Genomic DNA, 26441 nt, shown 5'->3' on the forward strand with positions numbered 1-26441 from the left:
CTTCCGCGGATTTCTCGGGTATAAATTTACTTGTCCAAGTTTACAGCACTTCGTACTGCCGCTCGATATTTTGGTGAAAGCTTGCCGGAAGCCGAGTCCAGTCACGCAGTTCGACGAGAATAGGAATATTACTCTCCCGGATTTTGTCGGTCAGGTCAACCAGAATATCCAGTGGCAGCGGCGTTAAATATGTTGTGCGGACAACCAGATCAAGGTCGCTGCCATCGTGCGCAGTACCATTTACCCGGCTACCATAAGCCCAGACTTCAATAGGAACATTCACAGAAGAGAAAATTTCTGAAAGTGTTTGTCTGTCTTTGGTTCTGAGAAGCATGGTTGTGGCTTGTTCGAGGGTACAAATGCTTGTTTACTAGGAGAGCTGAAACAGAATTTTCAGTTTTGCATTCAGATCGATTATTTCTGAATCTGATATTCTACCTAACAATCCTTTTGCTAACAATCTGTCTAGTGTAGCAATTTTACTTGTGCGGATTAGGGATAATTTCCTAAGTCCGTTGGAAGGACTGGGTATAAGCTGAACATCTGTTCGTTCCTGAAAGCCAGTTTGTGAAGTAATGAAGCAGACTGTCAAGTCAAATTTGGTTTCTGCTAAAATCACAGCAGGCCTCAATTTGCTTCCACTCAAATCGGTAAAAGGAAAGGTAATCAACACAATGTCACTCTTAGCCATTGTATACTACTTTCAAATCCGCGACAGAATATAGCTCCTCCTCGTCATTCAGAAATTCAAATGCAGCACTTTCTGCGGCTAGCTTGCGAATTCCCTGGGAAAGCTGATCTTCTTCATAGCGTTTTCTGACAAAATCTGCAAAATCTGATATTTCTTCAGCCTTGTCCTGTGGAAGCTGTTTAATTGCTTCAACTGTCCGTTCTATAATTGCTTGTTTTGTCATTGCTTTATAGTTTGTGTATTCAAAGATAAGAATGTAACGGTAGAATGCCTACACTAGCAAATCGGGCAATTTTCTTACTAAAATGTTTTAAATCACTCATAAATACTCTTCCTATCACCGATAGCGACGACCAATACGAGCAACTTATCGTCTTCAATTTCATAGAGTATCCTGTAATTTCCTGATTTAGCCCTGAAAACCTTATCAAAGCCTTTCAGTTTTTTGATACCAGTTTGGTATGGATCAACGGATAACGAATCGATTTTCGCAAGAATTTGCTTGACTACTGTGGCTGGTAATTTGGAAAGTTCTTTTAAAGCACGCTTCTCATACTGAATAGTATAGCTCACTTAACCTTCCCAGTTTTTCGCAAAAATTCCATAGCCTCGTCTTGTGATACAAATTCTCCATCTTTTCTCTCTTCGTAAAGAATGGTATCGATAAGGTCTTCTACAAGTTCGGTTTTTGCGTTGGCACTGATCGTTATGCGTTTCACTTTGCCTTTTGGTGTGTATTCGGTTTTGATACCTGCCAGTTTCATTGGAATCGTTTTATGATTTAAACAAATTTAAGCATTTGAAAGGTATAAGCAAAGACAGTAAATCTCAATTATCCTTCGGTCTCTCCAGAAGGTAATCGGTCACTTTTCACCTCAAATGCAAAACCACCAAAGCCACAATCGCCGGCAATGCCTGCACGAAAAATATCTTCCTGCTGGCCGTTGCAGCGCCGTAAAGTCCTGCGGTAATAATACACGTCAGGAAGAAAATCGCGACATGAAATGCCCAGTGATGGTCTTCAATGAAGAATGTCCAGATCAGGCCAGCGGCCAGGAAACCGTTGTATAGTCCCTGATTGGCAGCGAGTACTTTGGTTGGTGTGAAAAGTTCGGGCGCGAGTGAGCCTTTGAAGGTTTCCTTGCCTTTCGTCTCCCAGGCGAACATTTCGATGTACATAATGTAGAGGTGCTCGATGGCGACGAGGGCAACGAGGATTTTTCCGAGGATTTCCATTTTGTTTCAGGCTTAATTCGTCGGTAAGGTACAAAAAAACAGGCTGACGCATAAAGCGCAACCTGCCGTATTCTGAAATAGTGTTACTGTACTTGTCTTTAAAATGAATGTTTGCTCTCGGGCGTGAGTATGTGTTAGTTTTCGTCCTTAATCAGTGCTTGCAACTGTCCGGCCAGTTCGGGAGTGACTTGCACGCCGTGGACTTCAAGCGCATGTGCTGCCGCCTGATTTAGCACTTCTTCGTCGGTGGTGGCTTTAATAACACCTTCACAATCAAATCCCGCATCGCGGCAATGTAGCGTTTTCATAGCTATACAGTTAAAAATGGTTAATAGGTAAATACACGGTCGCTCTCAGTTGCCAGCCTGATTAACACGGTTGGCAAGGCAAATTCGGCAGGTTTTCCTTTCAGGTCTTCCTCTGTCACACCCCTGGCTTTGGAGGAGTTGCCGGATAGATAAAACCGTCCGTGATGTGCAACAATGGCATCATAATGTTCGCGCAGCTTGCCTGTGCCCAGGCCTGCAAGTGTACCGAGCGTGGGCTCCTGCAAGAGCTTCACGGCATCGCCAGCTAGAAATATGGAAACGGAATGTCCTTCTTCAAGGGCGGTTTTGGCTACCAGGAATGCCAGTGCCGCCACCGTCGGATTTTCGGTGGATTGTGTAACGTGGATCAGAAATTTCATTTTTGGAGAATTAGAAACAGTGGAACTGGACTGAGCACAGACAATCGTAGCCGTCCATATCAAAAACAGGGAGACGAATGTGAGGAATGTTCTTTTCATCGGGATATATTTTTTGTAGGACAAAAATAACCCAGGCTACCGCCTCTCGACGGTATCAAAAGATACACAACCCTAAAATTTATTTTAACCGGATATATCCTCTGAACAAACTGAGTTTGCCTTGCTGCTCGAAGGCTTTGAGTATTCGTGAAATGACGACCCGCGTTGTTCCAAGCTCGTATGCCAGTTGTTGGTGCGAGATTGCTATTTTAGTGCTGTTTTCCTGCCGTGAACGGTTTGTCAGGTAGGTCATCACCCGTTTTTCAATCGGATCGAAGGCCACACTCTCAAACGATCCGAGCAATTCTTCGTACCGGCTTCGGAATGTCTGTATCAGAAATGAATTCCATGATGGATATTTGAGCTGCCATTCACTGACCATCCGCGTAGGAAAAACAAAGATTTCGGACGGTTCTGTTGCTACACCATAGGAAACGCTGGTATTGTTGAAATATGCCGCTGAAAGCGACATCATGCAGGTTTGTCCTGCCCGTACATAGTACAGCAGGATCTCGCGGTCTTCTTTTTGTTGGAAAACGCGGATCTCGCCTTTGAGTACGATCGGTAAAAAGTCCAGGTACTGTCCCTCCCGGACAATGGTATCACCCTTCCCGACCTGCATATACTTGCCATGCCGGCTCATTTCCTCCCTCAGTCCGGGTTCGGCAAATGCCACTGGAAGCTTCGCAAGAAGTTCGTTTGGTTCCATAAAAAGTTGCTATCAGTTCTCTCAGGAAAAGATATGAAAAAATCAGGGTAAAGTCGATTTTGTGAATGGAATGCTCATGCAAAATTGCCTTATCTTGCGTAAAAGCTAAAACATCAAAACTCATCACTCAAACATTTTTATGATCAGACAGTATCTTTTTTGTCTTCTGTTATTGACATTCGGCTACGTATCGGCTCAAAAGCCGGACCAAGGCCTTGAAACTAATAACCTCATCATTGAGAAAGTAAAAAGCCATGTTTTCAGGCACGTTACCTATTTACAAACCCAAAGTTTCGGGAGAGTGGAATGTAATGGAATGATCGTTTTCGATAAAGGCGAAGCGATCATTTTTGACACACCCGTCGACGACTCAACTTCCAATGCAGTGATCGATTGGGTTGAAAACAGCCTGAAATGTAAAGTAAAAGCAGTTATTGCCACCCATTTTCATGAAGATTGTGTGGCTGGCCTGAATGCATTTCATAAGCGTGGAATACCTTCTTATGCGACCAACAAAACCATTGAATCAGCAAAAAATGCAAAGTTTCAAGTACCTCAAAAGGGTTTTGACAATCTCCTGGAATTGACCGTGGGCGATCAAAAAGTGATTGCGGAGTTTAACGGTGAGGGCCATACGCGGGACAACATCATTGGCTATTTCCCTAGTGAAAGAGCGATGTTTGGAGGTTGTCTGATCAAGGAGCTCGATGCAAAAAAGGGTAATTTGGCCGATGCAAATGAAAAGGACTGGTCAGCAACAGTATCCAAAATCAAATCGAAATATCCCGATGCACAAGTAGTCATTCCCGGTCATGGGAACATTGGTAATACTTCATTACTGGATTACACAATTGCATTGTTCGAGACGAAGAAATAGGGAAGGGAATTGCTTGTCAAGCTGAGCGGAGTCGAAGGATTGTGCACGATGCTTCGACTCCGCTCAGCTTGACAAGCAGTCATAATTTTACTTCAACCCCTTTCCAGTAGCTGCCCAGTAAATGCCACCATACAAATGATCCAGGAACGATTGATCGGAATAAACCAATCCAATGTGTCCTAATCCTGTGTAGAATGCGCGACCGCCGTCGTAGTTATGGTACCAGGCCATCGGGTGTTCGGCGCCCATGCCGGTTCCCTGACTGGTTTTTGGGTCGTATGATTTTTCGTCCAATGTAATCAGGATTTTCAGGTCGTCGGCATTGTATGGTTTTTTGTATTCGTACCATTCATCTGTCCAAAGCAAACGTTTTGGAAAACGCTCCAAGCCTGGGAAATTGCTGTCTTTCACGTCCAAGAATGCAGTTTGTTGCGCAGGGTGGGTTTTGAAATACATTCCGCACAACTTACCATACCACGCCCAATCGTACTCCGTGTCAGCGGCAGAGTGGATTCCTACCCAGCCTTTTCCGCTTTTGATGTATTTTTCAAATGCAGCCTGTTGTGCGTCATTTAAGATGTCACCGGTGGTGTTCAGGAAAATCACTACCTGATAATTAGCCAGACTTTTCTCATTAAAAACGTCCGCATTCTCCTGCCAATCCACGGAGAAATTATGTCTCGAAGCCAGATTCCTTATCCCCGCCACACCTTCATGAATGGATACGTGGTGAAAACCAGCGGTTTTGGTAAATAGTAATGCCTTGAATTGCTGGGCATTAGAAGTGGCTGCTACCAGAACGACGAGAAGCAGGGTGAGCAATTTTTTTTGCATGATGTTATTGGATTCGTTTTTTGTTTTAAAAGGGATATTTTGGTTTAATAGTTAAAACAAAAAGGGGAGGAAATATACTTTTCATAAGTAGTTCAAAGCGCTGAAAACTTATATTAAAAAGTCCGTAATTGTTCTGATTTTTGTGTTCTGAAAACATTCTAATTCGAGCAAATCTTTGTCGCCAGTCAACAGGAAGTCTGCATTGCTATCAGCACCGAGTGATAATAAGAAATTATCCTTTGCATCTCGACAAATTTCAATACTACTTTTCACTACGATAAATTCGGCAAATTCATTGATCGTTTCAAGAATATTTTCAACATCTGATAGTGCGAAGTATCGTCTGAACTTAGGTCTTTTTACGACAGATATAAATTCATGAAGCAGTTCATTGCTGAATATCAGTTTACAGGTCTTTGAGAAGAGCACCTCATCCAGCTTGGAATAGTCATTACGAATAAGGAAACTAATCCAAAGGTTGGTGTCAATGATGATTCGCAGGGATTTTTAGGCATATCGTTTAGCTCGTACCAACTCAACTTCCGAAGTGATTTCTTCTAACGTTGGTGCTGAGCTTGCCTTTGAACGGAGCTTTTTCAAGACATCCTGAAATCCATTTGATGGAACGTCCTGAATTTCAATGAGCTTCATATCTGCCAGATCTTTGAGAAGACGAGCAGCTTTGGGATTTATAATATTGACGCGCATTGTGTTCATATAACAAATATAACAAAAGGCTGCATTAAGGTTTAATATTCTGCCACATTATCCCCGTATCATAATCCGTATAATGCACATATTTCTTATTCTGCATCCATAACAAAACATTTTTATCACCCTTCTTTTTATATCTCGGAATCACCGGACGCACATTGTCCAGCGTCGAATTCCGGGTAATGGGAGTTATTTTCCAGGTCTTGCCTAGGTCTTTGGTTTCGCCTTTGGAAATTTCAAATACGTTGTTGATTTCGTGCGAAAAGTAAACGACCGAAGGATTCAGTGGATCAATGGTCAGGCCACCGGAGTAGTTTTCTTCACGCTCTTCTTTTCCTTCCGGCGTTTGCGGGAACCACTTTCCGGAATCTATCAAGTGATGGTCGTCCCACTTTTTGCCGTCATAAACTGCGTAAAAATATTGATGTTTTTCGTTGGTCGGGTAACGCGTGTAAGCGACAACCGGCTGTCCTTTTTGATTGATCACGATGTCGAAAATCCAAGCCCGCCCCGTCTCAGGAGTGGCTTTGTAAACGACCGACGCATCTGAGGGATTGAATGGTAGCTGGTCTACGTTGGCTATTTTTGAGCCGTCAACCCGCCAGAAAGCGCCATTTTCGTAGTAACAATAATAAACGGAATTGAGCGCTTCATTTCGAGGATGCCCGTCGGTAAAGATCAAATGTACCTTCGACTTGCCATCTGAAAAATACTTGACATAAGGTCTGTTATTGATGTCCAGCTCTTTGGATGTGATCACAACCCGGGGATCCGACCAGGTTTTACCATTGTCAGTAGAAGTAATGAAATTTGGTTTGAAACCGATCCATCGTCCAAAGCTGTAAATCTTGTTGTTCTCGGTGCTCAACATGAACGGATTAGCATAGGTATAGGTCTCACGTTTAAATTTTTCGAGCAGCTCCGCCGTCTGCGGTTTGAAAACGAGGGAGTCGGAAAATGTCGTTATGTCGTTTTTATCCGAAGTCGTGTTTTGGATAACTCCCATGCCATTTTTGCCTCCACCGTGCCAGGTATATTGAGTCAAAATACGCTGATCAGGCAGTTCCAAAAAGGCAGGATTATCATGATCGTCTACTTCTAATTTGGTATAGAGCCTTTTCTGCTGGATTTTGCCATTTTGAGGATTGAGCGAAGCGGAAATAATGTCACCGGTTTTCGTCACCCACCCGGTCACCACGGTTCCGTCTTTGGTATAAATGGCCCTCGGATCGCTAAACCAGCACCAGGTACCGTCGGAAGTCAGGGTAAAAGGCGTTTGAGCGAGGACATTTGAAGCTAAGCTTAAAAACAATAGCACATAAAATGGAAGCCGCATAGATGTTTGGGTTAGGAATTTCTGATAAATATACTAGCAGGAGGCTTGTAATGTGGTATTTCTCTTCATATCCCTAAATGCCCACACCGCCATCGCATTAATCACCATCTCCAATTCCCTGCCTGCCTCAGTCAATGTATAGGTCACAAAAGGCGGTACTACCGGTTTGGCTTCCCGGATCAGCAAATTGTCGCTTTCCAGTTGTTTCAAATGCTGGATCAGCATCTTTTCCGTGATATGCGGCATCGCCTTTTTGATTTCGGAATAACGTTTGCTTCCGGCAAGTAAATGATACAAAATGATCGGTTTCCAATGTCCGCCGATCTTACTCATCACATAGGTAACCGGACATTCCTGCATGACGATCTCTCGGTTTGCATTGTAGGTTGAGGTTTCTTTGATCTTTGTCATGATACATACTTTGGGGTAAGTACTTGTCTAAAAGTAAGTACAAATATAGCTTTGTACCCAACAAAAACAACTAACAATTATGAAATATATCATCACAGGATCATTGGGAAATATCAGCTTACCCGTGACCAAAAATTTAGTAAACGCCGAACATGACGTAACCGTAATCAGCAGCAGTACTGATAAAAAATCTGAAATAGAAGCATTAGGCGCACACGCAGCGATTGGCTCCGTAGAGGATGTTACATTCTTGAAAAGTGTTTTTAAAAATGCGGACGTGGCATATTTAATGGTGCCAAGCAGCTTTGCAATCGAAGATTATATCAAATTTCAACACCAGGTTGCTGATAATTACATTGAAGCTTTGAAAGGAAGCAGCATTAAACACGTCGTGTTGCTAAGCAGTATTGGCGCGCATTTAAGAAAAGGGGCAGGCCCGATTGATGCGCTGGGATATCTGGAAGAAAAACTATTAGCATTGCCTGGTTTGAATCTGAGCTTCCTTCGTCCGTCTTATTTCTTTACCAATTTGTACAGCCAGGCAGGCCTGATTGAAAATGCAGGAATTGCTGGCGGTAACTTCGGCGATACGGACGAAAAACTGGTGCTGGTACATACCAGCGACATTTCAAAAGTGGCATCCGAGCAGTTGTTGAATCTGTTTACAGGCAACAGGATTACCTACATATCCAGCGACGAACGTCACCCAAGCGAGATTGCGGCGATTTTGGGAAAAGCACTTGGGAAAGAAAACATACCATGGGTTCCTTTCACTGACGCGCAATCGCTGGAAGGAATGCTTGGAGCGGGATTAAACCAGGGCTTTGCCGACGCTTATGTAGCTATGGGACAATCTATCCGTAGTGGAAAATTGCAGGAAGAGTACTGGAAAAACCGTCCTGAAACATTGGGGAGCTACAAACTAGAAAATTTCGCGAAGGAATTTGCAGGAGCGAACCAGAATGCATAACCCAGCAAGAAAGACCTGGAAAGTCTTCAAGACTTTCCAGGTCTTATTTTGGGCGGTCGAAGATTACGCCTATCTAGGAAGCTACAAACTAGAAAATTTCGCGAAGGAATTTGCCGGCGTCAACCAGAATGCATAACAAGCAAGAGAGACCTGGAAAGTCTTCAAGACTTTCCAGGTCTTATTTTGTCAAATTCAAAAGCTATTTCCCCATTTTCAACCTGGTCTGGGCACCACCGGCAGTATCTTTCAGCTCCACTTTCAGGCCGCCATCTTTCACAATTCCTCTGTCAATTCGGAGCGTAATTTGCTGAATACCTTGTGGTAACGCCGTCGTAAAGTTACCACCTGTTGCCACGAGCGGTTTACTCCCAGCGTAAGCTGTCACTCCGTTTGGCGTGTTCAGCGCGAAAGTCACATTTCCCTTCGTAAGTACTTCAATTTCAAACCGAAGAACACTGAAAGGCTTGTTAGCAGCAGATTCCATTTCGGGTAGGTCGCCAATAGGCAGTTCTCCTGAAACTTTGCTGTAAACGGGCTGATAAGTTATTCTAGCTCCTTTGCCAACGATAATGGGCCCGTCTCCGAACATTTTGACGGCTGTTTGATTGTCAGCGGTGATCGATTCCCATTTCCTTACAAACCGTGTATTAGGCACCCTGAAATCACCCGATTCTCCCAATTTTGTCAAAAATCCAACCAGATTAATGAATTCAGTTTGATCCAGACCGGCCGTCAATCCCGGAGGCATCAGTGAGCCAGGTACTTTTTCCATCACCTGCACCTGGCTTTTTGGAATAGAAACCTCCTTGCCAGTTACGTCACGAATTACGACCTCGGAAGCACCGTCAGAGGCGAGGTAACCCAACATTTCAGAGCCGTCCTTTTTCACAACACGTTTCAGATCATATCCTTCTTTAATCGACTCGCTTGGATATAATAGTGATTTGATAATGGTTTCAGCAGGAGAGCTGGTTCCCAGACTGCTCAGGTCAGGGCCAATTAATCCACCGGCACCGCCTATCGCGTGGCAGGTAGTACAGCTGGATTCGACTCTGCGGAAAATCATTTCACCTTTGGCGGCATCACCTTTTTCTCTCACCAATTTGGCCAGACCAGCAATTTGCTGATCATTCAGATCCTGTGGCATTTTCTGAGTTGGCAATGATCCGCCGGAAGCTTCCAATGCACTGACCAGGATCTTCATTTCATCGATATTCTGCCTGGTCCAGCCCCCGCGGGAACGAACAAGCTGTCGACCTGTTTTAGCAGCTGCTTCAGGGATCTTTTTAGCGGCAATGGCTTCGCCGAGTGCTGCTGCGCCTGGGTTGGTTGAGATAAATGAGACGAAAAGCTCAGTCAGATCGGTTCCTGCCGGCAATGTGCGGATCAGCTCCGTTGCTACTACTGCCGCCGTTTTTGGGTCAACAGCTGCGAGCTGGGAAGCGGCGATCACGCGTACTTCCGGCGTATTTTTTTGGCCCGTCAAATCCATCATCAGCTTTTGTGCTTTGGCCTTGTCGACCTCCGCCAATGCGCCTAATGCAGCTTTTTTAGTTTCCGGTGTTCCTGTTTGAATGAGATCCGTGAGTTTTGCATTGAGCTGATCCAGTTTCCATAAACCCGCTAACCGTATCGCGACAAGGCTTACTGATTCGTCTTCACTACCTATAAAAGTGGCAATGCGTTCGGGACTCTTGTCCGGTTTTACATTTCGTTGCCGGGCTGCATTTTCCAAAGCGGAGAGCCTTGCAGCCGTATTTTTATCTTTGTTTTGAAGCGTCAGATCCAGTAATGTGCTCAAATCAGCAGGTTTGCCGGTGGCTGCGATGGAAGTCAGTACATCCGTTTGATAATCTTCCGGTACCTGAACTTTTTGATAAAGCTGAACCAGTAAGGTAGCTGCATCGGGACTGACCGCGGATTTTAACGCATAGGCTGTTTTCTTAGCGTCGCCCAAAAATCCAGGCTCGGATTTCAAACGTGCGATCCAGATCGGTTCCAGTTCGCGGACGGTTTGCCACAATGCGAAATCCAGGAACTCATCCATTTGCGCATCCAATGTCGACAATGCCGTTTTTGCAGCATCCGCTGTTTTGGTTTTGCGCAAAGCGATCACCGATTCCAGGCGAACCTGAGCATGTTCATCCTTTACCGATTTTGCCAATAACGCGGGTACATTGGAAATTTTGGTATACCATAATTCCAGCGCACGCAATGCAGCAGCACGTGCATTATGACTTTTCGCATTTAAAAGATTTAAAAGAATTGGCTCATTGACAGTTTCCATGGTCTGGTAAACCCACAATGCTTCCAACAGATTATGTTCATAGTTCGCATCATTCTTATCCAAAGCCGCTACCCACTTTTGTAATGCGGGAATCACCTCTTTTGCTCCTTTCGATTTCAGTACTTGCTTGGCTTGCAGGCGAGTCCATTCTTCGGGTAGCTTCAAAGATTCCAGCAATTCTGGTGTGGTAGCCTTAGCTAGTTGCGGTTTTTTAGCGAGCGGGCGGTTTTTGGCAACAATGCGCCAGATTCGGCCATGCTGCTGATCGCGTCGCGGGTCGTAAAAATCTACCTCGCCGTGCTGAATGATCGGGTTATACCAGTCGGCTACGTAAATCGCTCCGTCGGGGCCAACATTGATATCGACAGGACGGAATGCTACATCGTCCGTCCACATCAGGTCATCAGCCTGCTTGGATGCGTAGCCAGCACCTTGTTCTTCGAGTTTGAAACTGTTGATACGGTTAGCACGAAAATCGTTCGTGATCATTCTTCCCTGCCATGCATCGGGTAAATGTTTACCGGAAACTACATCCAGGCCGCTATGCTTAGGCTGACCAGGATTCAGTCCGCGCATAATGCGTGCAGCACCGGGAGCAGTCACAAATGTCGCACCCGGGAATGCGTAATTGATCCCTTCGCCGCCAGCGCCATCGGTCAGGAACGATTGTCCCCAGCGATCAAACTGCAGCCCCCAGGGATTAACCAGGCCTTTGGCATACACATCCATGTCCAGGTTACGCGTATTAAGCGCCCACACGCCACCGCCTTCGAGGCGTTTGATACCAAATGGTGTTTCTACGTGGCTATAAATGTAAATTGACTGATTGAAGTACATGCGGCCCTCTGGTCCCCAGCGGAATGTATGGATCAAATGGTGGGTATCTCCTGTACCAAAACCATTGAGTACGCGACGCTTTTTGTCAGCTTTTCCATCACCATCAGTATCCGAGAAATGCAGAATTTCAGTTGAATTGGCAACATATACACCTCCATCGCCCGGCAATATTCCGGTGGGCTGGATCAGTCCTTCCGCAAAAATGGTGGATTTGTCGGCCTTGCCATCACCGTCGGTATCTTCGAGGACAAAAATCTTGTCATTGGCGGACTCACCGGTTTTTAAATGTGGATAAACCGTGCTGCTCACCACCCACAAACGCCCCTCGGCGTCCCAGTTCATCTGGATAGGCTTGGCGACCATGGGGTCAGCGGCAAAAAGGGTTACCTCGAAACCCTCAGCGACCTTGAATGATGCAAGCTCCTTCTGCACATCCGGGTCCGGGTCTTCTTTAATGTTCTGTGTCTTGTTCGAAGAGGTAGACAGCAGTATGATTGGAAGGAGCAATGCTCCGTATAGTAACCTGGTTGCTTTCATGATTGGCTTTCGGCTGTCGGCAATCGGCTATCGATTGCATTGGGCCGTTTGGGTTTAAGTATTTTTAATTTTCTTACTCTAAATGTCACCCTGAGCGGAGTCGAAGGGCATCGTGCACTCCCTTCGACTCCGCTCAGGGTGACACGGTACGCTCAGGAGAGAACATTCGTCACTCCAACTTCCTCAACTCATACACTACTTCCTTCGGCTCACTGTTGAGGATAATTTGTCCTTCCAGCCATTTGATCAGCAGGTTTTGTTCTTCCAAACCCTTCACGTGACGACCTTGTTCGTATCTGCGGAAACCGATAATGTAAGTTTGATTCAGAGGGCGGTACTGAAAAAAGTGCAGCTCATTCTTTTTCAGGATCATGTTCCGTATTTCAGCCGACTGGTTAAATTGTGGCCCTTGCTTAATGTCCACACCCTTTTCCCACTCCTTGGCAGATGCACTAGCTACCTCATTGTTTTCCGATGTCAATGTATAGTACCCTTTTTTCAGGCCCGAAATCCTTACTATCCTTGCATTGTCCACAATCCAGCTCGCTGACTGCGGTGAAGGCAGTGGCAGGTATTGATTTTCGACTGTAAACTTCACCAGGGCCGTTTCATTGTCGTTTGCAACGATTCGCGCATTGGAAGCTTCTGCTTTTTTACCGGAAATAGTAATGGCTGTCGTCGCTTTTGCAGCGTCTAGACCCAACGCTTTTTCCAGAATGGTAGCCAGGTAGTAGTAGCCCAGCTCATTCAAATGGACCGTATTTTCAACAATCGCTTCTTTTTTACTGGTATTCAGGATTGGATTATAAATGTCAATGAACAGTTTTCCGCGCTGGGTTGCGACGTCGGAAATTGCTTTGGAATACAATTCAAGATCAGCATTTCTGTTGTCGATATGCTGCGAAGTGTCTGTGGAAACGACTGGTATGGTTGATAGTAACACAGTTTTTGCACCCAATTCTTCGATTTTGTCCAGCAGCTTGTTCAGGCCTTCTTTGAAATGGGCCACGCCAGCTTGTCCTTCCTGAGCTTCCACTCCTCCATAGCCCAGGAAAACCACAGTTGGCTTTGTCTTGGTAATGTCTTCAATCAAATGTTCGTAAGGTGTCGGCGGGTTGGTATAGGTGCTCCGGGCTTCTCCCCAGACATTGTCGCCCGTCCAGCCGAGATTGCGGAAAGTAATGCCTTTGTCCGCGAATCGTGTTGTCAGTGCCAGTTCCAGATATCCGTATTGAAACTCATTCTCAAATATAGAATTGCCCAGGAAAACAACCCGGTCACCATCTTTGAGATCAAAGGAATTTTTAGAGGAAGTTTGGGCTGAGACAAAATGTCCCAGGAAAGCAAAAAGCAACAAAATAATGTAACGCACTTCAAATCTTCTCATGCACTTTGGGTTTAGTAGTTTTCAGATTGTATTTGCCAAAATCAGAAAAGGGGCAAATTCTTTCTGAGTTAAAAGTATAAAGGAACATACTGCCGGAAGTTAACCGTAGCATAGATGAAAAACATAAAATATGCGCATACTAGTGGTCGAAGTTCCCGACTTCCGCCGGTTTTGCGGCCAGGGCAGGAGCAGGAATAACGATGATCGTGATAATGGTAGCAAGGATCAGCGCCCCGGCCATTAATGTATAGGAAGCATTGAAGTTCCCGGTTTGTGTGTTAAGGTAACCCACCAGATACGAGCCTGCAAATGAGCCCAGTGCACCCAGACTGTTGATCAACCCAATGGCGCCGCCTGCTACATTTTTTGGTAAAATTTCGGCAATAGCGGCGAAAAAAGGGCCGTAAGGAGTGTAAAGCGCCCCGCCTGCCACGACGAGCAATGCATAGGAAATCCAGAATTTATCAGGACCTAATAACACGGCGCCATAAAGACAGATCGCTGCAATCAGTAAAAATGGCCAGACAAATATTTTGCGATTGCCGGTTTTATCCGAAAAATAAGATGCGGCCAACATTCCGATTACAGCAAAAAGATACGGTACCGAAGACAGCCAGCCCGTATTGACCATGCTCATATTGGGAGCTGCCTTGATAATGGACGGCAGCCACATTACAAATCCGTAAACACCGACGCTCCAAAGCAGATATTGTAGACAAAGCAAAATCACTTTCGTGGATTTGAATGCTTCCGCATAGTTTTTGACAGGTTTTATGCCGGCTTGTTCAGCATTAAGTTTTTCTTCAACCGCGCGTTTTTCTTCATCCGTGAGCCAGTTTGCATTCCTCGGACGCTCATCGATGAGTCGCCACCAGATGAATGCCCAGATAATACCGGGTGCCCCCTGTAAAATAAACATCCACCGCCAGCCCATTGACTCAATGAGGTAACCGGACAATACGGACATCCACAACACCGTCACCGGGTTGCCGAGTATCAGAAATGTATTGGCCCGCGACCGCTCTTCTTTGGTAAACCATTGGCTCAAAAGGATCAGCATAGCAGGCATTACCGCACTTTCTACCACGCCGAGCATAAACCGGATCACAATGAGTGAGGTGGTATCATTAACCATCCCGGTGGCGGCGGCCAATGCTCCCCATAGGATCAGCGAGATAAATATCAATTTTTTGGCTGTACGTGTTGCTGCGTAATGCGCGCCGGGAATTTGAAAAAAGAAATAGCCGAGAAAGAATAATGAGCTCAGCAATGTGGATGTATTGGGGGTAATGTCAAGGTCTTTGGCCATACCACCGGCTACTGCGAACCCAAAATTTGCCCTGTCGAGATAGGCGAGGCTATAAGTGACAAAAACAACTGGAATGATGCGGAACCATCGTTTTTGAGCGAGCTGTATTTTCATGTAAGAGATTTTTAAAAGAGAAAGCCAGTGGAGACTTTCTCTTTTAAAATAGGAATCGAAGGATTTCTACCTGATTATAATGCCGATTGAATGCATTGCGGGTACTGATCAGGCGCAGAAATTGATAATAGCATTCCTTAAACTTGATCAAAAATGGCATAAGCGAAGAAAGCAGGAAAAAAAATAAATTGGGCGTTAAAAATTCCCTGGTGAACAACATTAATGCCCGGAAGAAAAAAGGAAAATCAAGACCAAAAAGCAAAAAGACTGTCAGCAAAAAGTCCTATACCAAAATGAAAAAGAACTGGGGCAAAGGGAAAAAGACGCGGAAGTAAGAGATTATGAGGTGTATTTTCGCGGGTTAATATATCTTAGCCCCGAGACTTTCCCAAAATCAGAATCATTATCAGATAGCAAAATCAAATCGTTGCATAGAGCTGTTGCAGCAATAATTGCATCCGGGATTTTGATTTTATAAGCTTTTCTAATGTCGATGGTTTTTTGGATAATTATTTCTGACAGCCCAAATTCTGATGATATTCCCAAAAATTGCTCTATAAAATTCAGGAGATTATTGCTTTTAGGAGAAAATCCCAGCAGTTCAATTCTTGAAACAACGGAGATTTGCGCCTTATTGGAATCAATGATGGAATCAAGCAAGTCGAGGCCTGCCTCAGAGAGTTCTTCCGCCAAATATTTTGTGACAACATTCGTATCGATCAGATATCTCTTTTCCATTCACTGCGGATGTTGTCAAAATAATCTGCGATTTCTTTTTTGTCCGCGCCCTTCCACGCGCCTCTGAGATTTGTGGAAGGATGTGTAAGTGTTTCAGTCTGTGCTTCTGCCACCTCTTCGGTAAAAGTCACAAAAACTTTTACACGCTGCTGAACAGCTGGTTTTTCTTTCAGAATGATCTGTCCGTTCTCGTATATTCCTTCAATTGCGGTTAACATATTCTTTCAGTTTATAGTCAAATATAAACATTACGCCTCAAATTTTCTCGAAAACCCGTTTGTCGTGATTTCTAAATCAGAGTAATCACGAAACCACATTCTTTGGTGAACCAGCAGCAAAGCTTTCCAGGTTGTCGGCGACCATTTGCAGGAGCCGCTTTCTTGCTTCAAATGAGGCCCAGGCTACGTGTGGCGTAATGATGCAATGCGGTGCGGAAAGCAGTGGATTGTCAGGTTTTGGCGGTTCGATAGACAGTACATCAAGACCGGCGCCGGCGATGGTTCCGTTTTGAAGGGCAGCCGCCAGATCAGCTTCATTGATTAATGGTCCCCGGCCAGTATTCAGGATGATCGCATTCGGTTTCATCCATGATAACCTTTCCGCATTGATCAAACCCTTGGTTTCTTCTGTTAACGGGCAGTGCAGGCTGACGACGTCACTTCTCCGGAAGAGGTCTTCCAATGGTACCATCTCAATGTCTTCGTTTTCTGTCTGGGCTGGATTTTTGCGATACGCAACGACTTTCATGCCAAATGCGAGCGCGATTTTCGCGACTAGCGAACCGATATCGCCCAATCCGATCAGCCCCATTGTTTTGCCCGCCAGTTCTGTCAGGGGCGTTTTCCAGTAACAAAAATCGGGGGATGCTACCCAATCACCATTGAAAACACTTTGGCTGTGCAACTCTGCATGATTGACCAGCGCGAGCAATAATGCAAATGTTTGCTGGGCAACCGATGCGGGACCATATGCTTTCACATTGGTGACAATTATGTTATTTTTCTTGGCGGCAGCTACGTCAATGTTGTTATAACCTGTCGCCATAACGCCAATGTACCGCGCCTTAGGAAGCTGGTCGAGGGTTTTTTCTGAAAGTACTACTTTATTGACAAGGATAATCTCAGCTCCGGCCGCGCGCGCTACAATTTCTTCTTCACTGGACCTGTCATACACTTTTACATTACCAAGCCGATGAAGCGGCGCCCAGTCCAGGTCACCAGGATTCAAAGTATAGCCGTCGAGGATAACGATATTCATTTTATAGGTATTAGGTTTTAAATGCGTTGCCAAGATACTTTAAGAGGCACCCAATTTTGAAATTACATAGCTTCAATTTTGAAATTACATAAAAAAACCTCCCTGATTTGCTCAGGAAGGCCCTTATCTTTTTAACTTACTTGAATCTTAATTTTTGGGATCGCTGCTGATCTTACCGGCTCCGGTACCTTGCATTTGCATGGGATTCGGTGTCTTTTGTGTCTGCTGCTGTTTGAAAATCTGGAAACGTGTTGGCTTTGCGATTCTTGGGAAAGCATTGTTTTCAGTATCAATGTCGGCAATCTGGAAGTAAGGATCCAATGTCCATTGTACCACTTTCTTTTTGGTAGATATCACCTTGTTGATCTGCGCATCATTGAAGCGCCAGATCTCCGCTGGGAATACAGCCACTGAGTCTGTACCGTCTTCAAAACCCATTTTGACGATCACAGGCATTGGTAAACCACCCTTGTTTTTTACTGAAAGCGTGTAAAAATTGGTGTTTGCCTGAATCAACTGACGCTCGTCTTCTGATAATGTAGAAAGGTACTGATCGTATTTTTGCTTATCGGCCTCGGTAACCTTGAACGGATCGTAACGGTTGTAGAAGTCAGCCATGGTGGAGTCCTGAGCTACTACCGTTTCGCCTTTTGTCTTGGCATCCTGTATTTTGCTCATGGTTGCAGCTTTGCGGGCGGCTTCCTTACGTGCAATTTCCTTTTCAATGACGGGGTTTTGCGTGTCAATGCTGAACCAGTCCACACTTACCAGATCCTGGTCAACAGGTTCGGTACCATAAAACCATCCTTTCCAGAACCAGTCCAGGTCCACACCGGAAGCATCTTCCATGGTACGGAAGAAATCGGATGGGGTAGGGCTTTTGAATCTCCAGCGAGTTGCATACTCTTTGAAAGCGTGGTCGAATAACTCACGGCCCATAACTGTCTCACGCAGAATGTTCAATGCTGTCGCGGGCTTTCCGTATGCATTGGGTCCAAGACCAATTACATTTTCGGCAGATGCCATAATGGGACTCAGTACCGATTTGTCGGAAGACATATATTCGGTGATCATGCTAGGTTCACCGCGACGGGTAGGGAAGTTGAAATCCCATTCTTTTTCGGCAAGATATTGACAGAATGTATTCAGACCTTCGTCCATCCACGCCCATTGGCGCTCATCGGAATTGACGATCATCGGGAAAAAGTTATGTCCTACTTCATGGATAATGACGCCGATCATGCCATATTTCGTCGCTTCGCTGTAAGTACCATCTTCTTCCGGACGGCCACCATTAAAGCTGATCATTGGATATTCCATACCACCGCCTGAAACGCCGTGGCAGGAAATGGCAACCGGATAAGGATATTCAAATGTACGTGCACCGTAAGATTTCAATGTATGGGCCACCGCGCGTGTTGAATATTGCTCCCAAAGCGGATTACCTTCTTTTGGGTAAATAGACATGCACCAGATCTTGCGGCCATCTTTGTACACATCGCTTTGCATGGCATCCCAGATGAATTTCCGGCTGCTGGCAAATGCGAAGTCACGAACATTGTCTGCTTTGTAGATCCAGGTTTTTTTGCCTGGCGTTTTGTTTTCGCGTTTTTCTGCTTTTTCAGCTTCTGCCTGTGTTACGATCAAAACCGGGTTTTTGGAAGTTTCTGCTTGTTTCAAACGTTGCTTCTGAGCTGCGGTCAATACCTGTGCGTAGTTCTGGCATTCACCGCTGGCTGCTACCACGTGATCGGCAGGAGTGGTGATGGCTACTTTGTAATTTCCGAAAATCAATGCAAACTCACCCTGGCCGAGGAATTGCTTGTGGTTCCAGCCATTGACATCGTCATAAGGTGCCAGGCGTGGGAACCAGTGTGCGATGAAGTAGTTGGCATTGCCGTCTTTGGGGAAGTATTCATAGCCACTGCGACCATAGTACTCTGTAATGTTATAACTCCAATCCACGCCAAAAACAAATGTTGTACCCGACTTCAATGTCACTGGCAGGTCAATGCGCATCATGGTACCATTGATTTTATATGGCAATGCTTTTCCGGCTTTGTCTTTGACGGCTGAAATCTCGTAGCCATATTCTTTTTTAGGATCCAGATTAGAACCTCTGCCATTGTTCAGTGCCTGTAACTGCGCCGGGCTCATGCCTTTTGCACTCACAGAACCAGTACGGGAAGTAGCGCCAATGCCGTCTTTTTTGAAAAGGTTCTGATCCAGTTGCAGCCAGATGTATTTCAGGTCGTCGGGCGACTGGTTGAAAAAAGTAATGGTTTCGGAACCGATGATACGGCGGTTATCGTCATCCAGCTCCACTTTAATGTCGTAGTCGGCGCGTTGCTGCCAGTATTCCCGGCCCGGCGCACCGGAGGCTGCCCGGTAGGAATTAGGCGTAGGAAGCGTGGTTCCCAGCTGTTCAAAACGGTCATTGGCTTTAAAATTGGGTGAAACGGGTAACTGTTGGGACATGGAAACCATGGAAACCAGCAGTAGCATCAGTAACGGGAGAAGTGTTTTTTTCATAATTGGCAGGTTATTGAGATTTTGATTTTCTTAGTTTACAGACATGCCCATTAGTGTGCGGAAAAATGGGTTATTCAGGATGAGCGACAATGCCATTCCAAAAATGATCCCGGACATAATGTTGATCCAGTTGACCCTTTGAATGCGCATCAGTTCGATCAATACAAAGGCAATTGATAAAATAATGAATACAATGATCAGCTGGCCGAGTTCCAACCCAATGTTAAAACCCAGCAATGGATTGAATATCTGAGCTTCATTTCCCAGCAGGGCTTTCAGGTAGTTGGAGAAGCCAAGTCCGTGGATCAGTCCAAAAAACATAGCCAGCGGGTATCTGAGCGCTGATGTTGTTTCTTTTTTGCTAAATGAGCTTTTGGGTATTTGATAAAAAAAGTTGAGCGACGCAGTAATAATGATGGTAACCGGGATCAAAAGTTCGATCCAGTCCTTGTTAATGCTAACCAAACCCATAGTGGCCAACGCCAGGGTAATGGAGTGTCCGATGGTGAAGGCCGTCACGAGGATGACCACTTTCTTCCAGTCAATTAAAGTGTATACAGTACAAAGTGCCATGATAAAAAGGATATGGTCATAGCCATTGGAATCGGTAATGTGACTGAAACCTAGTTGTAGGTACGCCTGGAACTCGGACATTTAGTGGTAATAAGAGATTAGTAGTATCAAGACAAAATTAATTGTCATGACAAAAAACATGAACCCGAAGATATTCTTTTCGATGCAGGAAAACAATACCGGAAGACAAAAGGCAGCACTACGCTGTCAGATGTCACATTTTGACAAACAAAAAAGACCGGGAGCATTTGCCCCCGGCCTTTTTAAATTCTGACACCAATTATATAAGACTTTTAAGAATGAATTACTTGTAGATTGTATTTTGAGGATCAAAGTTGGTCCAGGATTTGGTCCAGTCTTCGGTTCCGAATGCACCTCTGAAAAGTTCTTTTGTGAAGAATGCATCAGCACCTTTTCCTTCCCAGATTGCGTCTTTCAATAAAGGAGAGGTTGCTGCTGGTAAGAAAGCAGGAGCGGTAAGGCTAAAATTGTTTGCATTCAAAAGCAATGTCGAAACATCAGTAAGAATAGTATTTTTACGGGCAGCAGCACCGAAAAAAGCGGTTGCCTGTGCATCAGAAACGCCTGTTGCAGCACGGTCACCACGTACGGGGATTGTTGTGTTAGCCAACACAATACCTTTCAGATCTAGTGTTCCGGCAGTAGCATGAGCCAATGTATTGGCACCGTCAAGACGAAGGCCTTCAGGATATCCTGCAAAAACTGAATTTAAAATAGTAATGTCCGTATTACGACGCAAATGCATGGCCGACTGATAAGGTCCGCTTCCTGATGCTTGTGTATTACTTGGCGTACCAGAGAAAGCAAAGTTACTTACGTTTGCAAACACAGGAGCAGTCAACGGCAGGCCGTTGTTAGGTCCGGTCGCTGGTTCGCCTGTACCTTTAAAGTTATCAGATTCAAAACCATTTGAACCGGACTGATCGGCAACCAATGGATCACGCAAAGAGAGTGCATACTGTACTTTACCTGTAAAACCCCAGTCAGTATCCCAATCATCGTCAAAACCACGGAAGGCGACCAGATTTTTAGCGTTAACAGTACCGCCAAACCATTCGAAAGAATCATCACCACTGTAAGAAACCTGCACGTGGTCAATCGTTGTACCTGACCCAACCGCATATAATGATAAACCGTTGATTTCGTTACCAACAGCAATTGCTATACCCGGAAATTCAATCCGTACGTATTGTAACTTCCCAGAATTGTCATCAGCAATGCCCTCGCCACCTAACAGGCCAGCAATACCACCTTCGAAAGGTGTACTTGCAAGTTGGTTATGTGGCGCTTTTCCAAGGATTACAATTCCACCCCAGTCCCCATAATTACGAGCTCCTGGTGCGGCGTTCGATGTGAAGACAATAGGTTCAGTTGCAGTACCTACGGCCATGATTTTCGCTCCTGCATTGATGATTAGTGTACCACCTTTCGCTGCTCCGGAAGGATCAAGTGCAATTCCTCCGCCCTTGATAATCGTTCCTGCTTCAATTGTAAGTGTTGCACCGCTATTTACGTAAACAAAACCTTTTAGAAGATAAATATTATTTTTCGTCCATGTTTCGCTAGCTGCAATTGCACCTGATTTTTCAACCACTGTGCGTGCAGCTATTTCGAAATTGGTCGCGCTTTTAGCGGTTGTACCACCCACGGTTACAGAAACTAGTCCTGTTGTTGCACCGGCGGGAACAGTTACTTCAAGTGTCGTAGCCGTAGCGGCTGTTACCGTAGCAGGTGTTGTGTTAAACAAAACGGTATTGTTAGCAGCAGTCGCATCAAATTTGGTACCTGTGATGACAACCTTCGTGCCAACAGGACCGGATGCCGGAGCCAACGATTTCACCGAAAGTACTTCCGCAGCCGGAGTAGGCTCATCGTTATTGTCACAAGAAGTGGTTCCTGCGAACAGACCGCCCAGAACTAATAAAAGATACAGCTGTTTTTTTAAGATATTCATATTTAATTTAATTGATTTGCAAAAAGAGAATTTTATTAATTAGTGGAATGGGTGGCGCTTATTGACTTTTGGTATTAAGGAATTACTATTCTTTTACCGAATGTATAAGCAGCAGTTAATGTGAAGTAGCTTCCTCTTTTAAGCTTGCGTACATTCTGATCTGCATTGGCGGTTGTAGATGTTACATCTTTTCCGATTTTACCATCACGATTGAAATCCTGGGCGAAGCGAACTGGCTGATTAAGGATATCTTGTATACCTAATCTGAATTCCAGGTTTTGTCTGATCTTTTTACTGACATTTAGATCAATTACGTTCCTTGGTGTTTCGTAAACCGTCGGGTTGTTTTGATTTCCTACTGCAAAAATCCGTTGTCCGAATACATTGTAAAGTACATTCCATTGCCATCCTGAAATTGGATCGGCGTAATAGACGCCTGCATTGATCAAGTATGGGGACTGGTTTGCCATAGGACGTTTTTTGTCTGTTAGGCCTGTCAGGTCATAATTTTGAATTGCTCCACTTAAATCCGGGCCCTGGATAACATCTCCCAGATTTATTTTGCTTTTAATAAAAGAAGCATTTGCGATCAGTGTAAGATTTTGCAGGAAAATGCTTGATGCATTTGTAAACCCTTTACGCATTTCTAATTCAACACCATAATTCTGGGCTGAACCTGCGTTGATAAAAGTGTAGGCAAGTCCACTTCCAACTGGTAAAAGGAATGACTCAATTGGATCTTTAAAATGCTTATAAAATCCGGTTACTGAAATGAGCTCATTAGGAGTTGGATAAAATTCCCACTTCGCATCCAAATTTTGAATCTTGGCAGTTTTAAGTGTTGTATTACCACGTATATCAGCCTGTAAGTTGAAATCGTAATAAGCATACGGAGCAAGTTCGCGGAATTCAGGGCGGTTAAGTGTCGAAGAAAAAGCCAGTCTCAGATTTTGTTTATCCGAAACTTTGTAAGTAAAATTCAGAGAAGGCAGCGGGATAAATATCTTGTTATTAACCAGCTCTTTTCTTTCATTGACAATAAAAGAATGAAGCTGCTGATTATTGTATTCCCCACGGAAACCAATTGTTAGAATAGCCTTACTTCCGAAATTTACATCACCGCTCAGATAGGCAGCACCATAATTATTTATACCCTGGTAAGAATCCAGATCCTTTGTTCCGTCTTTAATGGTTAGTCCACCAGTTTGTCCGGTTACGTTAGCTGGTGAAAATACAGAACCAACTCCCTGGCCTAGTACGGCACTTGCGTTTCCAACACTATTATATCCATAAAAATGAGCAGTGTAATCTCTGTCTTTTCTTTCACCGTAAATTCCGAATCGAATGCGGTTTGGTTCACGATCGGTAGGGTTACCAAAAGTATGTTCACCATTGACAGAAAGTGTGTAAACACGTTCACCTAATTTCGAGTAAAAACGACCTACCTCCGATGCTGTTGGATCAGTTGGCATTACAGCTGTAAATGGAGCAGGCTGTCCGTCTGAACCGGTTGCACCAGTAACACGCTGATAACGGACACGCTTCCAATCCGGCTCCCAGCGGCCAGTGTATCCAAATCCTGTGATCCAATTCAGCTTGGTTAATTCTCCAAATTTATGATCACCTGATATTTGAGTAGTTGCGATTGTTCTGTTTTCAAACCGTTCTGAATAATTTAATGCATCATAGCCGTCAATTATCTTCTGTCCGTTACGAACGACGGTTTCGGTATTCCCTAGCTGGTTAAACAATGTTTTCCATTCCAGCGTAAAAACAGGAGAGAAGCGGAAAGTCCAGTTGTGCAGAACCCCAATCCTTGACTGACGGGAATAATTTGAATCCGTGTATTTTTCAAAAACGTCATTGGCAGTCAATCCGTTTTGATATAACGTCAATCCTACTTCGGCGCGTTGGTTTGTTAGAGAGTAATTGATATTGGTAATGTTACTGACATCAACATTGCCAATATCGAATCGTCTACCCAGATTCAGTGCAAAACGCATGTCGGGAGAAACGTTTATATTTTTAAGTCCCCATGAGTTGGGCATTAATTGCGCATATGATGCTCTGTCAGGCGCGCTTAAAACATTAAAGTCAGCTGATCTTTTTGGGAAGGCGCTGGATAGCGTTTGGTCTTTTCCCCAAAGCCCCAGCAAATTTGCACCACTGCGCGTCTGTGTCTGTACATGCTGGAAGGTTGTATTTCCACGGTAACCAAGTGTAAAAGCCGCATCTGTGAAGTTTTGATCTGGGCGACGTTTGGTGTAAATTTTGATGATACCGCCTGCGAAGTCGCCGGGAGATTCTGCTGAACCGGATTTGTAGACAATCATCCGGTCAATGATATTACTTGGAACAAGGTCAAAAGAAAAAGAACGAGTGTCAACTTCCGATGAGGGCGTAATAACATCGTTGATCAAAACAGCATTGTAACGTGATCCCAAGCCGCGGATCATTACAAAACGATTATCCACGATGCTCACACCAGGTACGCGACGAATAGCTGCTGCTGCATCACGATCCTGAGATTTTTGAATTTGCTGAGCCGAAATCCCGACTGCTATTGGCTTTAATTGTTTGATTTCACTGATAACGGCAACTTCCGTATTGGTTGCACGTGAACCCCGCACAACAACTTCTTGCAACGCTTTGCCTTCTTCGTCCAGTTCGGTATCGATTACCGTGGTATTGCCAGACTCAACTCTTACATTAGGAATTTCCTTGGTTTGGTAAGAAACAAAAGAAATGATGATTTTGTGGGTTCCGACTGGAACATTGGAAAGGACAAAATTGCCATCTACGTCAGCGGCAGCACCAATCTGTGTGCCCTCGATCAATACGGATGCGCCTATAAGTGCTTCTTTACTTTTGGCGTCTTTAATGGAGCCGCGGATAGAACCGGGATCTGCCAGGGCCGTGAGGGCAGCTGAGAGAGATAGTAACAGGGTAAAAATTTTGGTTTTCATTTTTCGGTGTCAATTTTATGACACAAAAGTAGATCGCCAATGTTACCCCAATGTTACCCCTATATTATGGCTCAGTTATTTCGGAATTTGCCTATTTGTTATAAATCAAGCACTTATTCAATAATTCCTTGTCCTTTTTCCGCTTCGAAGTCGTCGAGGTCGTGCACAAAGCCATTGATCACCGCATACTTCACTTTGCCTGCTTTTTTGAGGATAAAGGTAGCTGTACCGCCCAGTCCGGGTGTTCCGGACGGAGCTTCTTGTCCGCTTCGGAGTACATGCAAAGGTGTTGTGGTGAAGTAAAGTCCCAGTGCGCGGGTATTGGAATCCGCGGCCAGTCGCACGTAGGTATAGCCCTCACGCAAGAGACTTTTCGCATTTAGTTTGCTGATCTCGCTGACGTTTTTATAGGTAGTAGGATGTACTTTTCCTTTTTCAATGGTCAGGCCGGTGGCGTCGATCTCCTCACTGCCGTATTGCGGATGCAGGTCGCCGAAGTCTTCAATTTTACTGTAATAAAAGAATTTGGAAGCATTGGCGTAGTTGATTTCACTCCGGTTGATGCCAAGATCGGCGGTGAATGACTTTCCTGATTGTTTGACGGTCGCATTGCGTACTACCAGATCATAAACCCACCTTCCGTTTTCAGGAATGTCGTAGTACTCGTCGCGTTTTTCTTTGGTCAATGAATTGTCTGAAATCTTGCCTAATGCAGACAGGATCGCCATGAAGTTCAGCTGACGAATGTATTGCTTTTCCGGGTCTCCAACGTAGCCTCCTGATTCAATGAGTACCAATGTTGTCCCCCATTTCTGCACATTATCACCAAATCCCCTTGGTTCGTGATCGTCGCTGTACCTTGCTACCTGGCCTGGAATGTATTTTTGAAGCACCTTATTCATGCCCACAATGAGCTGCATGGAGCGTTCCCGAACGGGATTGATCGATAGCTCATAATCGTAAGAAGTGGCAAGGAATGATATAGTAGCGACTTTGGAGCTGCGTCCTGCGGAGTAGCGGGGGCTTTGGTCGTGCAGGTTGAAACCGAAATCTGGTTTGAGTCTGTCCACCAATCCTTTTAATATGACCGCTTCCGGTGTTTGCCTTGCAGCTGCATCGCGGTTCATGTCGATACCCTGTGCGGTACGCCGCTGGTAGCGTTCGGCACCATCGGGATTAAGCATGGGAACAAAATATAATGTAGTGTTTTCTAAAAGATCTTTACGAAAACTGTCGAAACCGTCATTTTTGCCTTCGAGAAAGTTAAAAATGTCGAAACTGGCCATTGTCGCGGTCGGCTCGTCGCCATGCATTTGAGACCATAGCAATACTTTTTTCTTGCCATTGCCCACCTTGATCATTTG

The 26441-nt window shown here is 44.8% G+C and carries 27 protein-coding genes; 2 read left to right on the forward strand and 25 right to left on the reverse strand.

Annotated elements, in window-relative coordinates; all coding sequences use genetic code 11:
* Positions 1–40: 40 nt before the first annotated feature.
* The 9 genes from ABIO93_RS25450 to ABIO93_RS25490 form a co-directional block, all read right to left on the reverse strand.
* Positions 41–334 carry a nucleotidyltransferase domain-containing protein gene (locus ABIO93_RS25450; RefSeq protein WP_348072816.1) on the reverse strand — a complete coding sequence of 98 codons (294 nt, stop codon included), beginning with the start codon at positions 332–334 and terminating at the stop codon, positions 41–43.
* Positions 335–370: 36 nt separating this feature from the next.
* Positions 371–691, reverse strand: coding sequence for a type II toxin-antitoxin system PemK/MazF family toxin (locus ABIO93_RS25455; RefSeq protein ID WP_348072817.1), 321 nt, complete (start codon positions 689–691; stop codon positions 371–373).
* Positions 684–914: a hypothetical protein gene (locus ABIO93_RS25460; protein ID WP_348072818.1), complete on the reverse strand. Its 231-nt coding sequence runs from the start codon at positions 912–914 to the stop codon at positions 684–686. The genes ABIO93_RS25455 and ABIO93_RS25460 overlap by 8 nt, the downstream gene beginning before the upstream one ends.
* 92 nt (positions 915–1006) lie before the next feature.
* Positions 1007–1264: a type II toxin-antitoxin system RelE/ParE family toxin gene (locus ABIO93_RS25465; RefSeq protein ID WP_348072819.1), complete on the reverse strand. Its 258-nt coding sequence runs from the start codon at positions 1262–1264 to the stop codon at positions 1007–1009.
* Entirely contained in the window at positions 1261–1455 is a 195-nt protein-coding gene (locus tag ABIO93_RS25470; protein ID WP_348072820.1) for a hypothetical protein, read from the reverse strand. The genes ABIO93_RS25465 and ABIO93_RS25470 overlap by 4 nt, the downstream gene beginning before the upstream one ends.
* A 106-nt stretch (positions 1456–1561) precedes the next feature.
* A complete protein-coding gene (locus ABIO93_RS25475; protein WP_348072821.1) occupies positions 1562–1927 on the reverse strand; it encodes a DUF1304 domain-containing protein in 366 nt (121 codons plus the stop codon).
* A 134-nt stretch (positions 1928–2061) separates the two neighbouring features.
* The gene (locus tag ABIO93_RS25480; protein WP_348072822.1) at positions 2062–2235 is read right to left on the reverse strand and encodes a DUF1059 domain-containing protein; all 174 of its coding nucleotides are present in this window, start codon (positions 2233–2235) and stop codon (positions 2062–2064) included.
* A gap of 20 nt (positions 2236–2255) precedes the next feature.
* Positions 2256–2714: a DsrE family protein gene (locus ABIO93_RS25485; protein ID WP_348072823.1), complete on the reverse strand. Its 459-nt coding sequence runs from the start codon at positions 2712–2714 to the stop codon at positions 2256–2258.
* A 79-nt stretch (positions 2715–2793) separates the two neighbouring features.
* A complete protein-coding gene (locus ABIO93_RS25490) occupies positions 2794–3423 on the reverse strand; it encodes a Crp/Fnr family transcriptional regulator (protein WP_348072824.1) in 630 nt (209 codons plus the stop codon).
* Between the two features lie 139 nt (positions 3424–3562).
* On the opposite strand from ABIO93_RS25490, the gene bla reads away from it, so the two are divergent.
* A complete protein-coding gene (bla, locus tag ABIO93_RS25495) occupies positions 3563–4300 on the forward strand; it encodes a subclass B1 metallo-beta-lactamase (protein WP_348072825.1) in 738 nt (245 codons plus the stop codon).
* A gap of 87 nt (positions 4301–4387) precedes the next feature.
* Here the strand turns inward: bla and ABIO93_RS25500 are convergent, their stop codons facing one another.
* From ABIO93_RS25500 to ABIO93_RS25520, 5 genes are all read right to left on the reverse strand, one after another.
* Positions 4388–5134 (reverse strand): ThuA domain-containing protein, encoded by a 747-nt coding sequence (locus ABIO93_RS25500; RefSeq protein ID WP_348072826.1) that lies wholly within the window; start codon positions 5132–5134, stop codon positions 4388–4390.
* A 108-nt stretch (positions 5135–5242) separates the two neighbouring features.
* Positions 5243–5635 carry a putative toxin-antitoxin system toxin component, PIN family gene (locus ABIO93_RS25505; RefSeq protein WP_348072843.1) on the reverse strand — a complete coding sequence of 131 codons (393 nt, stop codon included), beginning with the start codon at positions 5633–5635 and terminating at the stop codon, positions 5243–5245.
* 6 nt (positions 5636–5641) lie between these two features.
* Positions 5642–5851 (reverse strand): hypothetical protein, encoded by a 210-nt coding sequence (locus ABIO93_RS25510; RefSeq protein ID WP_348072827.1) that lies wholly within the window; start codon positions 5849–5851, stop codon positions 5642–5644.
* Positions 5852–5876: 25 nt separating this feature from the next.
* Positions 5877–7184, reverse strand: coding sequence for a BNR-4 repeat-containing protein (locus ABIO93_RS25515; RefSeq protein WP_348072828.1), 1308 nt, complete (start codon positions 7182–7184; stop codon positions 5877–5879).
* Positions 7185–7217: 33 nt separating this feature from the next.
* Positions 7218–7595 (reverse strand): helix-turn-helix domain-containing protein, encoded by a 378-nt coding sequence (locus ABIO93_RS25520; protein ID WP_348072829.1) that lies wholly within the window; start codon positions 7593–7595, stop codon positions 7218–7220.
* Between the two features lie 79 nt (positions 7596–7674).
* Between ABIO93_RS25520 and ABIO93_RS25525 the strand changes: the two genes are divergently transcribed.
* Positions 7675–8565 (forward strand): NAD(P)H-binding protein, encoded by an 891-nt coding sequence (locus tag ABIO93_RS25525; protein WP_348072830.1) that lies wholly within the window; start codon positions 7675–7677, stop codon positions 8563–8565.
* 199 nt (positions 8566–8764) lie between these two features.
* Here ABIO93_RS25525 and ABIO93_RS25530 read toward each other — a convergent pair whose 3' ends face one another.
* The 11 genes from ABIO93_RS25530 to ABIO93_RS25580 all read right to left on the reverse strand — a co-directional run.
* Positions 8765–12226 (reverse strand): PVC-type heme-binding CxxCH protein, encoded by a 3462-nt coding sequence (locus ABIO93_RS25530; protein ID WP_348072831.1) that lies wholly within the window; start codon positions 12224–12226, stop codon positions 8765–8767.
* A gap of 169 nt (positions 12227–12395) precedes the next feature.
* Positions 12396–13613 carry a GDSL-type esterase/lipase family protein gene (locus ABIO93_RS25535; RefSeq protein ID WP_348072832.1) on the reverse strand — a complete coding sequence of 406 codons (1218 nt, stop codon included), beginning with the start codon at positions 13611–13613 and terminating at the stop codon, positions 12396–12398.
* Between the two features lie 139 nt (positions 13614–13752).
* Positions 13753–15036 carry an MFS transporter gene (locus ABIO93_RS25540; RefSeq protein ID WP_348072833.1) on the reverse strand — a complete coding sequence of 428 codons (1284 nt, stop codon included), beginning with the start codon at positions 15034–15036 and terminating at the stop codon, positions 13753–13755.
* Between the two features lie 339 nt (positions 15037–15375).
* Positions 15376–15774, reverse strand: coding sequence for a type II toxin-antitoxin system VapC family toxin (locus tag ABIO93_RS25545; protein WP_348072834.1), 399 nt, complete (start codon positions 15772–15774; stop codon positions 15376–15378).
* Positions 15756–15992 (reverse strand): hypothetical protein, encoded by a 237-nt coding sequence (locus ABIO93_RS25550; protein ID WP_348072835.1) that lies wholly within the window; start codon positions 15990–15992, stop codon positions 15756–15758. Before ABIO93_RS25550 ends, ABIO93_RS25545 begins: the two co-directional genes overlap by 19 nt.
* 85 nt (positions 15993–16077) lie before the next feature.
* Positions 16078–17031 (reverse strand): D-2-hydroxyacid dehydrogenase, encoded by a 954-nt coding sequence (locus tag ABIO93_RS25555; protein WP_348072836.1) that lies wholly within the window; start codon positions 17029–17031, stop codon positions 16078–16080.
* A gap of 147 nt (positions 17032–17178) precedes the next feature.
* Positions 17179–19563 carry a M1 family metallopeptidase gene (locus ABIO93_RS25560; RefSeq protein WP_348072837.1) on the reverse strand — a complete coding sequence of 795 codons (2385 nt, stop codon included), beginning with the start codon at positions 19561–19563 and terminating at the stop codon, positions 17179–17181.
* Positions 19564–19593: 30 nt separating this feature from the next.
* Positions 19594–20217, reverse strand: a complete 624-nt coding sequence (locus ABIO93_RS25565) for a HupE/UreJ family protein (protein WP_348072838.1) — start codon at positions 20215–20217, stop codon at positions 19594–19596.
* Between the two features lie 223 nt (positions 20218–20440).
* Entirely contained in the window at positions 20441–22111 is a 1671-nt protein-coding gene (locus ABIO93_RS25570) for an IPT/TIG domain-containing protein (protein WP_348072839.1), read from the reverse strand.
* A 74-nt stretch (positions 22112–22185) separates the two neighbouring features.
* On the reverse strand, positions 22186–25077 hold the full coding sequence (locus ABIO93_RS25575; protein ID WP_348072840.1) for a TonB-dependent receptor: 2892 nt from the start codon (positions 25075–25077) through the stop codon (positions 22186–22188).
* Between the two features lie 113 nt (positions 25078–25190).
* Positions 25191–26441: M14 family zinc carboxypeptidase (locus ABIO93_RS25580; protein ID WP_348072841.1), on the reverse strand; the 1251-nt coding region annotated here is incomplete at its 5' end.

Origin of the sequence: Dyadobacter sp. (assembly GCF_039919315.1) — a bacterium.
Taxonomy (GTDB): domain Bacteria; phylum Bacteroidota; class Bacteroidia; order Cytophagales; family Spirosomataceae; genus Dyadobacter.